Raw genomic sequence first — 11,452 nt, forward strand, 5'->3', positions numbered from 1 at the left:
GGTATCAAATGGTTTCAGCGCTGATTCATATTCTTGTACCTAAGCTTGTTCACAAACCTTTTTATGTGTTGGGCAATGCAATTGCGCCTAACTCCCGCTATGATAAGAACATTGTTTGCCCATTTTTAAGGATGATTATGAAAACCTTACTGAAAATCGTTGGTGTCATCTTCGTATTACTGATTGCATTGGTAGTCGCAGCACCATTCCTAATACCTACAGACGCGATATTTAATAAAGTATCGGAGCAAGTAGAACAAACCACAGGTCGTAGTCTGACTATTAATGGCGATAAAAAGCTGTCGGTATTTCCATCATTAAAACTCGAATTGAATGATGTGCACTTTGCCAATATGCAAACAGGCTCACAAAAAGATATGGCAAGCATGCAGCAACTTGCTATCCGTATCCCGTGGATGTCGTTATTTGGCGGTGAGTTTAAACTTGATAAATTCGTTATTAACGAACCAACAATTTTGTTAGAAACCGATAAAAATGGTAAAGCAAACTGGCAATTATTTGATGCGGTTGCTGAGCAACCACAGACAGAGCAGCAAAAGAGTTCTGGCGCTGTTAACTTACCAGATAACTTTGACATCGAACTTGGTGAAGTAGCAATCTACGGTGGTACTTTCACTTATCTAGATGGTAAAACCGGGGCAAAGCAACAGATAAGCGATTTAGAATTAGCAATCCTATTACCTTCTCTTCGTAAGACCTTAGAGTTAAAAGGCGGTATTACCTATATGGGTGAGCGCTTTGATTTAGATGTCACGCTAGATACACCTATTAAAGCGATTGAAGGCGAAACCTTTAATGTAAGCACTGAGGTTGATTCACGCTTAGTCGATTTGAATTTTAAAGGTGCAATTGCAGAAATGGGTAATGACGTGCAAGGGCTTCTTTCTGTCAGTGGTGACTCAGTGAAAAATATTGCGAGCTGGCAAGGTGTTGAACTTAATGCAAAAGAAATTGCGTTTAATGCCTTTAATGTAAAAGGGTCAATGCATCTAAAAGGGCAGCAGTTTAAGCTTACTGAGCTACTTGCCACCCTAGATGAGCTGCAAATTAAAGGTAAAAGCGATATTAAGCTTGGTGATCGTTTAGCTGTGAATGCCGATATTGATTTAGGTATGCTTGATCTAAACCCTTACCTACCAGAGGGCGTAGCTAAAGAAGAGCAAGCAGAGCCTGCAGCAGATGCGCCAGCACAACCAATTGTTTGGGATGATACTGCAATTGATATGAGCGGCTTAAATGCACTTGATGCAAATGTAGTCGTGCGTTCAAGTGGCTTAAAAGCCAATGATATTACCCTTGGTGAAAACCAGTTAACGGTGAACCTAAAAAATGCCGTGGCTAAAATCAGTCTAGACAAGTTTGTTGCTTATGAGGGCAATGGTAAAGGTGTGATAACCGTTAACGCCAAGCAAACACCTTATAAAATTAGTACTAACTTTTCTTTAGATAAAATTGATGCGCAGCCATTACTGACTGATGCGGCTGGTTTCGATAAGTTAATGGGTAAAGGTTCTCTAAACTGGGAGCTAACGACCACAGGCCAAAGCCAAAAGAGCTTTATAAATGCTTTAAATGGTAAGTTAGGCTTTGAGTTTGCTGATGGTGCGGTAAAAGGGGCCAACATTGCAGAGATGGTTCGTAAAGCAAAAGAGCTTATCAAAGGTAACTTAAGCGCAGTATCAGAAGGTTTAGATACTGGCTTTGATAACTCACAGCAAACAGACTTCTCAGCATTGCAGGGCAGTTTTGTATTCACTAACGGTGTTGGTGAAAATAAAGATCTGTCGCTACTTAGCCCGCTTATTCGCATTACAGGCTCAGGTAAAGTTGATTTACCTATGACGAATGTAGACTATCGCTTGGTAACGGGGATTGTTGATTCAATCGAAGGGCAAGGCACGACCGATGATAGTACCGGCTTTAAAATTCCACTGCGTATCAAAGGCCCATTCCATGATGTTGGTTATAGCTTAGATGTCAGTGATGCGGCGAAAGAAGAAGTCAAAGAAAAAGCCAAAGATAAAATTAAAGACAAGTTAAAAGGTCTATTTGGTAATTAATAAAAATTTAATTAAACTCAAAAACAGGGCGCATTTGCGCCCTGTTTGTTTTATAATCAATAACAAACCAGCAAGCTGCTGTAATTCTTCAATGCAGGCATTGCGATTAATTCCAAATTAATTAAAAAATAACCTACCACTTCCTTGCCATTGCTGCTACAATTGCCCGCCCTTAAGAGACAACTTGCTTGTTTTTTGAGTGGAATTTAACCGAAATGTCTTGATTTCAAACAAAATTAAGGCGTGTTGTAATTTCTACACCGGAGGTCATTAACATGATCCAAATGCAAACTCAGCTGGACGTTGCTGATAACAGCGGCGCTCGCAAAGTGCAGTGTATTAAAGTCCTTGGCGGTTCGCACCGTCGCTATGCAGCGGTTGGCGATATCATCAAAGTTTCTGTAAAAGAAGCTATTCCTCGCGGTAAAGTGAAGAAAGGTGATGTTAAAAACGCGGTAGTTGTGCGTACTAAAAAAGGCGTTCGTCGTCCGGACGGTTCTTTGATCCGTTTCGATAGCAATGCGGCTGTTATCTTAAACGATAACTTACAGCCAATTGGTACTCGTATCTTCGGCCCTGTGACTCGTGAACTTCGTACTGAAAAGTTCATGAAAATCGTTTCACTAGCACCAGAAGTACTATAAGGAGTCTATCATGGCAGCAAAAATCCGTCGTGATGACGAAGTAATCGTACTAGCAGGCAAAGACAAAGGTAAGCGCGGTAAAGTGCTTTCAGTTGTTGCTGAATCTGGTCGAGTATTTGTCGAAGGCATCAACTTAATCAAGAAGCACCAAAAGCCTGTTCCTCAGTTGAACCAAGCTGGCGGTATTGTTGAGAAAGAAGCGTCTATCGACGTATCAAACGTTGCGATCTACAACTCGGAAACGGGTAAAGCAGATCGTGTAGGTTTCAAGATTGAAGATGGTAAGAAATTACGTATCTTTAAATCTACTGGTAAAACTATCTAATAGTTGGAGTAGAATGATGGCGAAACTGCATGAAGTATATAAAGACAAAGTAGTTGCTGAGCTTCAAGAGAAGTTTGGTTTCAGCTCTGTCATGCAAGTCCCTCAGATCGAAAAGATCACATTAAACATGGGTGTGGGCGAAGCTCTAGCTGACAAGAAGATCCTAGATAACGCTGTTGCGGATCTAGAAGCAATCTCTGGTCAGAAACCTCTAATCACTAAAGCACGCAAATCAGTTGCAGGCTTCAAAGTGCGTGAAGGTTACCCAATTGGTTGTAAAGTAACCCTACGTGGCGAGCGTATGTGGGACTTTTTTGAGCGTTTGGTTTCAATCGCTATCCCACGTATCCGTGACTTCCGTGGTGTAAGTGCTAAGTCTTTTGATGGACGTGGTAACTACAGCATGGGCGTACGTGAGCAAATCATCTTCCCAGAAATCGATTATGATAAAGTAGACCGTGTTCGCGGTATGGATATCACAATCACTACTTCTGCGAAAACAGATGATGAAGGCCGTGCGTTGTTAGAAGCGTTTAACTTCCCATTCAAGAAATAAGGGTAGGGTTATGGCAAAGAATTCTATGAAAGCGCGCGAAGCAAAGCGTGCGAAATTAGTTGCTCAGTTCGCTGAAAAGCGTGCGGCACTAAAAGCTATCATCAGTGATGTTAATACATCTGACGATGATCGTTGGGACGCGGTATTAAAGCTACAAGCTTTACCACGTGATTCTAGCTCTTCACGTCAACGTAATCGTTGTAACGTTACGGGCCGCCCACATGGTTACCTTCGCAAATTCGGCATGAGCCGTATTAAAGTTCGCGAAGCAGCTATGCGCGGTGAAATTCCTGGCCTTAAAAAGGCTAGCTGGTAATAGTATCACGGGAGTAAGACTATGAGCTTGCAAGATCCTATTGCGGATTTGTTTACACGTATCCGTAACGGTCAGTCAGCGAAGAAAGTATCAGTAACGATGCCAACTTCAAAACTGAAAGTAGCAGTAGCTAAAGTATTAAAAGATGAAGGTTATATCGCAGATTACGCTGTAAGCGGTGAAGCGAAGCCTGAGCTTTCTATCGATTTAAAATATTTCGAAGGCAAAGCTGTTATTGAAAACATCCAGCGTGTTAGCCGCCCTGGTCTACGTATCTATAAGAAACGTGACGAATTACCAAAGGTAATGGGTGGTCTTGGTATCGCTATCGTATCAACTTCTAAAGGCCTAATGACAGACCGCGCAGCACGTAGTGCCGGCGTTGGTGGTGAGATCATTGGCTTTGTAGCTTAATCGGAGGGGAACTATGTCTCGCATAGCAAAGGCACCAATCAATGTTCCTGCCGGTGTAGAAGTTACATTAAAAGGCCAGGACATCACAGTTAAAGGCAAAAACGGTGAATTAACTCGTACTATCAACGACGCTGTTGAAGTACAAGTTAACGACAACGTTATTACAACTTTACCTCGTGAAGGCGTAGCTAATGCATGGGCACAAGCAGGTACTGCTCGCGCTCTAATCAACAACATGGTTGTTGGTACGCATGAAGGTTACGAGAAGAAACTTCAGTTAGTAGGTGTTGGTTACCGTGCAGCAGCTAAGGGCAAAGTATTAGACTTAACTCTTGGTTTCTCACACCCAGTGAATTTCGAAGTACCAGAAGGTATTACGATTGAAACACCAAGCCAAACAGAAGTTCTAGTTAAGGGCGTAGACAAGCAGTTAGTTGGTCAAACAGCTGCTAACATCCGTGCATACCGTAAACCTGAGCCTTATAAAGGTAAAGGTGTTCGTTACGCGGACGAGAATGTACGCCGTAAAGAGGCTAAGAAGAAGTAAGGTAAGACGATGGATAAAAAAACAGCTCGTCTACGTCGTGCTAAACGCACTCGTAGAAATTATATTGAACAAGGCACAACGCGTCTTGTTATCCACCGCACGCCACGTCACATTTACGCTCAAGTAGTTACTGCTGAGGGTACTGTACTGGCTGCTGCTTCTACTGTTGAAAAAGCAATTAGCGAAACAGTTAAAGGCACAGGTAACGTTGCAGCTGCTCAAGCAGTTGGTAAAGCGGTTGCTGAACGTGCAGCTGACAAAGGCATCGAAAAGATTGCTTTTGATCGCAGTGGCTTTAAATATCACGGCCGTGTGAAGGCGCTTGCTGATGCAGCGCGTGAAGCCGGTCTGCAATTCTAGGAGTAGACAATGGCTAACGTAGAAGCAAAGCAACAACAGCCTGATTTGGCTGAAAAGCTAATCGCGGTAAACCGTGTGTCTAAAGTGGTTAAAGGTGGTCGTATCTTTAGCTTCACTGCACTAACAGTAGTTGGTGACGGCGCAGGTAAAGTAGGTTTTGGTTATGGTAAAGCACGTGAAGTTCCAGCTGCTATTCAAAAAGCAATGGAAAAAGCACGTCGCAACATGATCAGTGTAGACCTTAACGGTAACACGCTACAGCACCCAATCAAGGGTCGCCACGCGGGTTCTAAAGTATACATGCAGCCTGCTTCTGAAGGTACAGGTATCATCGCCGGTGGTGCGATGCGTGCAGTACTAGAAGTAACTGGTGTACAGAACGTATTGTCAAAAGCATACGGTTCAACTAACCCGATCAACATCGTTCGTGCAACGATTGCTGCTCTAGAGAACATGAACTCTCCAGAGTCAATCGCTGCTAAACGTGGTCTTAGCGTTGACGAAATCACGGGGTAAACCATGGCTAATAAAACTGTAAAAGTAACACAAGTAAAGAGCTCTATCGGTCGTTTACCGAAGCATAAAGCTACATTACGCGGTCTTGGTCTACGTCGTATCAATCACACTGTTGAGTTAGAAGACACAGCATGTGTGCGTGGTATGATTAACCAAGTTTCTTACATGGTAAAGGTTGAGGGTTAATTCGATGCATTTGAATACACTTTCACCTGCTGCTGGTGCAAAAACTGAAAAGAAACGTCTAGGTCGTGGTATTGGTTCTGGTCTTGGTAAGACTGGTGGCCGTGGTCATAAAGGCCAAAAATCACGTTCTGGCGGTAAAGTTCGCGTTGGTTTCGAAGGCGGTCAAATGCCTATGCAACGTCGTCTACCTAAATTTGGTTTCACTTCACGTAAATCATTAGTATCTACTGAAGTTAACCTTTTTGAAATCGCTAAAGTTGAAGGCGATGTAGTAGACGTAAACGCGTTACAAGCAGCTGGTCTAGTTAAAAAGAACATCCAGTTCGTTAAAGTAGTTAAATCTGGCGAAGTTTCACGCGCAGTTACCGTTAAAGGTCTTAAAGTGACTAAAGGTGCTCGCGAAGCTATCGAAGCTGCCGGAGGCAAGGTAGAAGACTAAGGAAGTACTAATGGCTAAACCAGGTCAAGATATGAAAAGTGCACAAAGTGGGCTTTCGGAATTGAAGCGTCGATTACTATTTGTATTAGGTGCTATCATTATTTACCGTCTAGGTTCATTCGTGCCGATCCCTGGGATTGACGCCGCTGTACTTGCCGATTTCTTCGAGCAACAAAAGGGCACCATTGTTGAAATGTTTAACATGTTCAGCGGTGGTGCGCTTGAGCGAGCTTCAGTGTTAGCACTGGGTATTATGCCGTATATCTCGGCTTCGATTATTACGCAACTATTAACGCATATGTATCCGCCGTTTATAGAGCTTAAGAAAGAAGGTGAGCAAGGGCGTAAGAAAATTAGCCAGTACACACGCTACGGCACGCTTGTGCTTGCTACAATCCAATCAATCGGTATTGCTACCAGCTTACCGGGCATGATGGACGGGTTAGTTGTTAACCCAGGCATCGGTTTCTACTTCACTGCTGTAGTGAGTTTAGTAACTGGTACTATGTTCCTAATGTGGTTGGGCGAACAAATTACAGAACGTGGGATCGGTAACGGTATCTCAGTTCTGATTTTTGTTGGTATCGTAGCTAACCTGCCGTCTGCTATTGGTTCGACAGCCGAAATGGCGCGCCAAGGTGATCTGAATGTACTTGTACTGTTATTGATTGCTGTAATCGTATTCGCTGTTACTTACCTAGTTGTATTCTTTGAACGTGGTCAACGTCGTATCGTCGTTAACTATGCAAAGCGTCAACAAGGTCGTCAGGTATTTGCTGCTCAAAGCACGCACTTACCACTGAAAGTAAACATGGCGGGTGTTATTCCACCAATCTTTGCTAGCAGTATAATTCTGTTCCCTGGTACAATTGCAAGCTGGTTCGGCCAGGGTGAAGGTCCGGTCGCTGATGTGCTACAAGCAATCGCTACAACGTTGACTCCAGGTCAACCTTTATATGCGATGGTTTTAGCTGCGGCTATTATCTTCTTCTGCTTTTTCTACACCGCGTTGGTATTTAACCCGCGTGAAACAGCAGATAACCTGAAAAAATCTGGCGCATTTATCCCAGGTATTCGTCCAGGTGAGCAGACATCTAAATACATTGATAAAGTGATGACACGCCTGACATTGGCAGGTGCTTTGTATATAACCTTTATCTGTCTGGTGCCCGAATTCATGACTATGGCATGGCAAACGCCATTCTATTTCGGCGGTACATCAATTTTGATTATCGTTGTTGTAATCATGGACTTTATGGCACAAGTACAGACGCATCTGATGTCACATCAGTATGATTCTGTGCTGAAAAAAGCAAACCTTAAAGGCTACGGTCGATAAGGTCATTTTACGGAGTTGAGCAATGAAAGTACGTGCTTCCGTTAAGAAAATATGCCGTAACTGTAAAGTTATTAAACGTGCTGGTGTAGTACGCGTAATTTGCAGTGAGCCTAAGCACAAGCAAAGGCAAGGCTAATTAAACAGTCGTGCAGGCTGAGTTATTTACTCGGCCTGTGTTTTTAGTTGTGATTTGGTCTTCGTTTGAGTATCCTTACGGGCTTTTCAAACAGATGATTACCAAATTCAAATATAGGAGATGTGTTAGTGGCCCGTATCGCTGGCATTAACGTCCCTGATCATAAACATGCAGTTATCGGTTTAACTGCTATTTATGGCATAGGTAAGACTCGCTCTAAGGAAATCTTAGCAGCGACTGGTATCGCCGAGACCACAAAAATCGGTGAACTTTCAGACGAAACACTTGACGTATTGCGTGAAGCAGTTGGCAAGTACACTGTAGAAGGTGACCTTCGTCGTGAAGTTACATTAAATATCAAGCGCCTTATGGACCTTGGTTGTTTCCGTGGCCTACGTCACCGTCGTTCGTTACCACTACGTGGTCAACGTACTAAGACTAACGCGCGTACTCGTAAGGGTCCTCGCAAGCCTATCAAGAAATAAGGTGGGGTAGATTATGGCTAAAGCACCAATTCGTCGTAAGAAGGTTAAAAAGCAAGTTGCTGATGGTATGGCTCACGTTCATGCTTCTTTCAACAACACTATTGTAACAATTACCGACCGTCAAGGTAATGCACTATCTTGGGCAACAGCAGGTGGTTCAGGTTTCCGTGGTTCACGTAAATCTACTCCATTCGCGGCTCAGGTTGCTGCAGAGCGTGCAGGTACTGCTGCTCAAGAATACGGTTTAAAAAATCTAGAAGTTTTCATCAAAGGTCCAGGTCCAGGTCGTGAATCTGCTGTACGTGCTTTGAATGCTGCTGGTTACCGTATCACCAACATCACTGACGTGACGCCAATCCCTCATAATGGTTGTCGTCCACCGAAGAAACGTCGCGTTTAACAATAGGTTAGGAGAAATAACATGGCAAGATATTTGGGCCCTAAGCTCAAGCTGAGTCGTCGTGAAGGTACTGACCTGTTCCTTAAGAGCGGCGTAAGAGCTATCGACTCTAAGTGTAAACTTGAGACTGCACCTGGTCAGCACGGCGCTCGTAAAGGTCGCTTATCTGATTACGGTTTACAGCTACGTGAAAAGCAAAAAGTACGTCGTATCTACGGTGTATTAGAAAAGCAATTCCGTAACTACTACAAAGAAGCTGCTCGCCTTAAAGGTAATACAGGTGAAAACTTGTTACAGCTTTTAGAGCAACGTTTAGACAATGTTGTATATCGCATGGGTTTTGCTAGCACACGCGCTGAAGCACGTCAGTTAGTAAGCCACAAAGCGATTTTAGTTAATGGTCGTGTTGTGAACATTCCTTCATACGTAATTACTCCAGAAGATACTGTTGTAATTCGTGAGAAGTCAAAAACACAAGCACGTATCATCGCTGCTCTAGAGTTGGCTGAGCAACGTGAAAAGCCGACTTGGGTTGAAGTTGACGGTAAGAAAATGGAAGGTAGCTTCAAGCGCCTACCTGAGCGTTCAGATCTGTCTGCGGACATTAACGAACAACTAATCGTCGAACTTTACTCTAAGTAAAGTTAAGAGTTAAGAGAGGATAAAATGCAGGGTTCTGTTACCGAATTCCTAAAACCAAGGTTAGTCGATATCGACGCTATCAACCCAACGCGTTCTAAAGTAGTTTTAGAACCATTAGAGCGTGGCTTCGGTCACACTTTGGGTAATGCCTTACGCCGTATACTGTTATCATCTATGCCTGGATGTGCAGTAACTGAAGTAGAAATCGACGGTGTATTGCATGAGTACAGCGCGAAAGAGGGCGTACAAGAAGACATCATTGAAATTCTGTTAAACCTTAAAGGTCTAGCAGTAACTTTAGAAGGCAAAGATGAAGTTTTTCTGACCCTGACTAAATCTGGTGTAGGCCCTGTGACTGCGGCTGATATTCAGCACGATGGTGATGTAACTATCGCCAACCCAGATCACGTTATCTGTCACCTTACGACAGATAGCAGCGAGATCAGCATGCGTATTCGTGTTGAGCGCGGTCGCGGTTATGTGCCGGCATCTAGTCGTTTATCCTCTGATGACGATGAGCGTCCAATTGGTCGTCTGCTGCTTGATGCATCATTCAGCCCAGTTGAACGTATTGCGTACTCGGTTGAATCAGCCCGTGTTGAGCAACGTACAGACTTAGACAAGTTAATCATTGATATGGAAACAAACGGCACTTTAGATCCTGAAGAAGCGATCCGCCGTGCGTCTACTATCTTAGCTGAGCAATTAGATGCATTCGTAGATTTACGTGATGTAACTGAGCCAGAAGAGAAAGAAGAGAAGCCAGAATTCGATCCTATTCTGCTTCGTCCAGTTGATGATCTTGAGCTAACAGTACGTTCAGCAAACTGTTTGAAAGCCGAGCAAATTCAATATATCGGTGATTTAGTTCAGCGCACTGAAGTTGAGCTTCTTAAAACGCCTAACTTAGGTAAGAAGTCTCTAACTGAAATTAAAGACGTGCTAGCTTCACGTGGTCTTTCTCTAGGTATGCGCCTAGAAAATTGGCCGCCTGCAAGCCTAGCTGAATAATCTAAATCACTATATTAGTTTAGTTAGAAGGATAGGGTCATGCGCCATCGTAAGAGTGGTCGTCAATTAAACCGTAACAGCAGCCATCGCAAAGCGATGTTCAGCAACATGGCTGGTTCTTTGGTGAAACATGAAATCATCAAAACAACTTTGCCTAAAGCTAAAGAGTTGCGCCGTGTAATTGAACCTTTAATCACACTGGCTAAGACTGACAGTGTAGCAAACCGCCGTTTAGCGTTTGCTCGCACGCGTGATAATGAAGTAGTTGGTAAATTATTCAGCGAAATCGGTCCACGTAATACAGACCGTCCTGGTGGTTACACTCGTATTCTTAAGTGTGGCTTCCGTGCTGGTGATAATGCACCAATGGCTTATATTGAACTAGTTGGTCGCCCAGCGACAAACGAAGAAGTTCAAGAAGACGCGCAGTCTGCAGAGTAAGTCGTAAAGACACCAAAAAGCCGAGCTTATGCTCGGCTTTTTACTTTCTAAAATTCACTACTAAACTTCACTCCTAATAAAACAGCTCTATCAACCCCAAACAGTACCATACAATCTTGAAGCACCTAGCACCTAGCACCTAGCACCTAGCACCTAGCAATTAAGATCACATATAAAGATCAATTCGCGTTCCTTAATAGTTAAATCACCTTCTATAAAACTTAATAACAAGCATATTTATAAAATACACTGCCTAAATAGCCATAATGTGAGTGGTTTAGTGTTATTTTTACCCGTTTCGTTCGTATTTTGCGCGAACAGTCATTTTTTTCNGGGCCTTTTTAGTGCTATTTTTACCCGTTTCGTTCGTATTTTGCGCGAACAGTCATTTTTTTCATAAAAACTTCAAAAAACAGTTGATCTCAATTCGGATCTCCCTATAATGCGCATCCACCGACACGGCGGACTGCTTACAAAAAAGCAAAACGACGAGTTGGTTGAGTCAAGTAAGACTGAGTTTTGAAAAAATAAACTTTTCTCAAAATTAAGTGTTGACAAAAATAATGGCTTGCGTAGAATGCACAGCCCTTGAGACGCAAAAGTATCTCAAACGT

18 protein-coding genes are annotated in these 11,452 nt (G+C 43.1%); all 18 read left to right on the plus strand.

The features are described 5' to 3' along the window. Positions 1-137 precede the first annotated feature (137 nt). The 18 genes from AN213_RS10955 to rplQ all read left to right on the plus strand — a co-directional run bounded on the left by AN213_RS10955 (position 138) and on the right by rplQ (position 10,838). Positions 138-2,081, plus strand: coding sequence for an AsmA family protein (locus AN213_RS10955; RefSeq protein WP_055198636.1), 1,944 nt, complete (start codon positions 138-140; stop codon positions 2,079-2,081). Between the two features lie 275 nt (positions 2,082-2,356). Then, a complete protein-coding gene (gene rplN, locus AN213_RS10960; RefSeq protein ID WP_010378257.1) occupies positions 2,357-2,725 on the plus strand; it encodes a 50S ribosomal protein L14 in 369 nt (122 codons plus the stop codon). A 10-nt stretch (positions 2,726-2,735) separates the two neighbouring features. Beyond that, on the plus strand, positions 2,736-3,050 hold the full coding sequence (gene rplX, locus AN213_RS10965) for a 50S ribosomal protein L24 (protein ID WP_054554391.1): 315 nt from the start codon (positions 2,736-2,738) through the stop codon (positions 3,048-3,050). A 16-nt stretch (positions 3,051-3,066) separates the two neighbouring features. Further along, the gene (gene rplE, locus AN213_RS10970; RefSeq protein WP_054554390.1) at positions 3,067-3,606 is read left to right on the plus strand and encodes a 50S ribosomal protein L5; all 540 of its coding nucleotides are present in this window, start codon (positions 3,067-3,069) and stop codon (positions 3,604-3,606) included. Positions 3,607-3,616: 10 nt separating this feature from the next. Beyond that, positions 3,617-3,922: a 30S ribosomal protein S14 gene (gene rpsN, locus AN213_RS10975; RefSeq protein WP_054554389.1), complete on the plus strand. Its 306-nt coding sequence runs from the start codon at positions 3,617-3,619 to the stop codon at positions 3,920-3,922. Between the two features lie 21 nt (positions 3,923-3,943). Then, a complete protein-coding gene (rpsH, locus tag AN213_RS10980) occupies positions 3,944-4,336 on the plus strand; it encodes a 30S ribosomal protein S8 (protein ID WP_054554388.1) in 393 nt (130 codons plus the stop codon). 13 nt (positions 4,337-4,349) lie between these two features. After that, a complete protein-coding gene (gene rplF, locus AN213_RS10985) occupies positions 4,350-4,883 on the plus strand; it encodes a 50S ribosomal protein L6 (RefSeq protein ID WP_054554387.1) in 534 nt (177 codons plus the stop codon). Positions 4,884-4,892: 9 nt separating this feature from the next. Beyond that, positions 4,893-5,243, plus strand: coding sequence for a 50S ribosomal protein L18 (gene rplR, locus AN213_RS10990; RefSeq protein WP_036974021.1), 351 nt, complete (start codon positions 4,893-4,895; stop codon positions 5,241-5,243). A 9-nt stretch (positions 5,244-5,252) separates the two neighbouring features. Continuing rightward, entirely contained in the window at positions 5,253-5,759 is a 507-nt protein-coding gene (gene rpsE / locus AN213_RS10995) for a 30S ribosomal protein S5 (protein ID WP_036974018.1), read from the plus strand. A gap of 3 nt (positions 5,760-5,762) precedes the next feature. After that, positions 5,763-5,945, plus strand: coding sequence for a 50S ribosomal protein L30 (gene rpmD / locus AN213_RS11000; RefSeq protein ID WP_016710201.1), 183 nt, complete (start codon positions 5,763-5,765; stop codon positions 5,943-5,945). Positions 5,946-5,949: 4 nt separating this feature from the next. Beyond that, positions 5,950-6,384 carry a 50S ribosomal protein L15 gene (gene rplO, locus AN213_RS11005; RefSeq protein ID WP_054554386.1) on the plus strand — a complete coding sequence of 145 codons (435 nt, stop codon included), beginning with the start codon at positions 5,950-5,952 and terminating at the stop codon, positions 6,382-6,384. 10 nt (positions 6,385-6,394) lie between these two features. Continuing rightward, the gene (secY, locus tag AN213_RS11010; protein WP_036974013.1) at positions 6,395-7,723 is read left to right on the plus strand and encodes a preprotein translocase subunit SecY; all 1,329 of its coding nucleotides are present in this window, start codon (positions 6,395-6,397) and stop codon (positions 7,721-7,723) included. 22 nt (positions 7,724-7,745) lie between these two features. Then, positions 7,746-7,859 carry a 50S ribosomal protein L36 gene (gene rpmJ / locus AN213_RS20070; RefSeq protein ID WP_002959476.1) on the plus strand — a complete coding sequence of 38 codons (114 nt, stop codon included), beginning with the start codon at positions 7,746-7,748 and terminating at the stop codon, positions 7,857-7,859. Positions 7,860-7,987: 128 nt separating this feature from the next. After that, a complete protein-coding gene (rpsM, locus tag AN213_RS11015) occupies positions 7,988-8,344 on the plus strand; it encodes a 30S ribosomal protein S13 (protein WP_054562818.1) in 357 nt (118 codons plus the stop codon). 13 nt (positions 8,345-8,357) lie between these two features. Next, positions 8,358-8,744, plus strand: a complete 387-nt coding sequence (gene rpsK / locus AN213_RS11020) for a 30S ribosomal protein S11 (RefSeq protein ID WP_036974009.1) — start codon at positions 8,358-8,360, stop codon at positions 8,742-8,744. Positions 8,745-8,765: 21 nt separating this feature from the next. Beyond that, on the plus strand, positions 8,766-9,386 hold the full coding sequence (rpsD, locus tag AN213_RS11025) for a 30S ribosomal protein S4 (RefSeq protein ID WP_036974007.1): 621 nt from the start codon (positions 8,766-8,768) through the stop codon (positions 9,384-9,386). A gap of 24 nt (positions 9,387-9,410) precedes the next feature. Next, positions 9,411-10,397 (plus strand): DNA-directed RNA polymerase subunit alpha, encoded by a 987-nt coding sequence (locus tag AN213_RS11030; RefSeq protein ID WP_004589198.1) that lies wholly within the window; start codon positions 9,411-9,413, stop codon positions 10,395-10,397. Positions 10,398-10,436: 39 nt separating this feature from the next. Next, positions 10,437-10,838 carry a 50S ribosomal protein L17 gene (gene rplQ, locus AN213_RS11035; protein WP_004589197.1) on the plus strand — a complete coding sequence of 134 codons (402 nt, stop codon included), beginning with the start codon at positions 10,437-10,439 and terminating at the stop codon, positions 10,836-10,838. Positions 10,839-11,452: the final 614 nt, after the last annotated feature.

Source organism: Pseudoalteromonas sp. P1-8 (assembly GCF_001399985.1).
Classification (GTDB): Bacteria; Pseudomonadota; Gammaproteobacteria; order Enterobacterales; family Alteromonadaceae; genus Pseudoalteromonas.

Excerpts from the sequence above, each read along its gene's own strand:
- rplX (WP_054554391.1), top strand. The coding sequence starts at position 2,736 with ATGGCAGCAAAAATCCGTCGTGATGACGAAGTAATCGTACTAGCAGGC.
- rpsK (WP_036974009.1), top strand. The coding sequence starts at position 8,358 with ATGGCTAAAGCACCAATTCGTCGTAAGAAGGTTAAAAAGCAAGTTGCT.
- rpsD (WP_036974007.1), top strand. The coding sequence starts at position 8,766 with ATGGCAAGATATTTGGGCCCTAAGCTCAAGCTGAGTCGTCGTGAAGGT.
- rplF (WP_054554387.1), top strand. The coding sequence starts at position 4,350 with ATGTCTCGCATAGCAAAGGCACCAATCAATGTTCCTGCCGGTGTAGAA.
- secY (WP_036974013.1), top strand. The coding sequence starts at position 6,395 with ATGGCTAAACCAGGTCAAGATATGAAAAGTGCACAAAGTGGGCTTTCG.
- AN213_RS10955 (WP_055198636.1), top strand. The coding sequence starts at position 138 with ATGAAAACCTTACTGAAAATCGTTGGTGTCATCTTCGTATTACTGATT.
- rplE (WP_054554390.1), top strand. The coding sequence starts at position 3,067 with ATGGCGAAACTGCATGAAGTATATAAAGACAAAGTAGTTGCTGAGCTT.
- AN213_RS11030 (WP_004589198.1), top strand. The coding sequence starts at position 9,411 with ATGCAGGGTTCTGTTACCGAATTCCTAAAACCAAGGTTAGTCGATATC.
- rplQ (WP_004589197.1), top strand. The coding sequence starts at position 10,437 with ATGCGCCATCGTAAGAGTGGTCGTCAATTAAACCGTAACAGCAGCCAT.
- rplR (WP_036974021.1), top strand. The coding sequence starts at position 4,893 with ATGGATAAAAAAACAGCTCGTCTACGTCGTGCTAAACGCACTCGTAGA.
- rpsE (WP_036974018.1), top strand. The coding sequence starts at position 5,253 with ATGGCTAACGTAGAAGCAAAGCAACAACAGCCTGATTTGGCTGAAAAG.
- rplO (WP_054554386.1), top strand. The coding sequence starts at position 5,950 with ATGCATTTGAATACACTTTCACCTGCTGCTGGTGCAAAAACTGAAAAG.
- rpmD (WP_016710201.1), top strand. The coding sequence starts at position 5,763 with ATGGCTAATAAAACTGTAAAAGTAACACAAGTAAAGAGCTCTATCGGT.
- rpmJ (WP_002959476.1), top strand. The coding sequence starts at position 7,746 with ATGAAAGTACGTGCTTCCGTTAAGAAAATATGCCGTAACTGTAAAGTT.
- rplN (WP_010378257.1), top strand. The coding sequence starts at position 2,357 with ATGATCCAAATGCAAACTCAGCTGGACGTTGCTGATAACAGCGGCGCT.
- rpsN (WP_054554389.1), top strand. The coding sequence starts at position 3,617 with ATGGCAAAGAATTCTATGAAAGCGCGCGAAGCAAAGCGTGCGAAATTA.
- rpsH (WP_054554388.1), top strand. The coding sequence starts at position 3,944 with ATGAGCTTGCAAGATCCTATTGCGGATTTGTTTACACGTATCCGTAAC.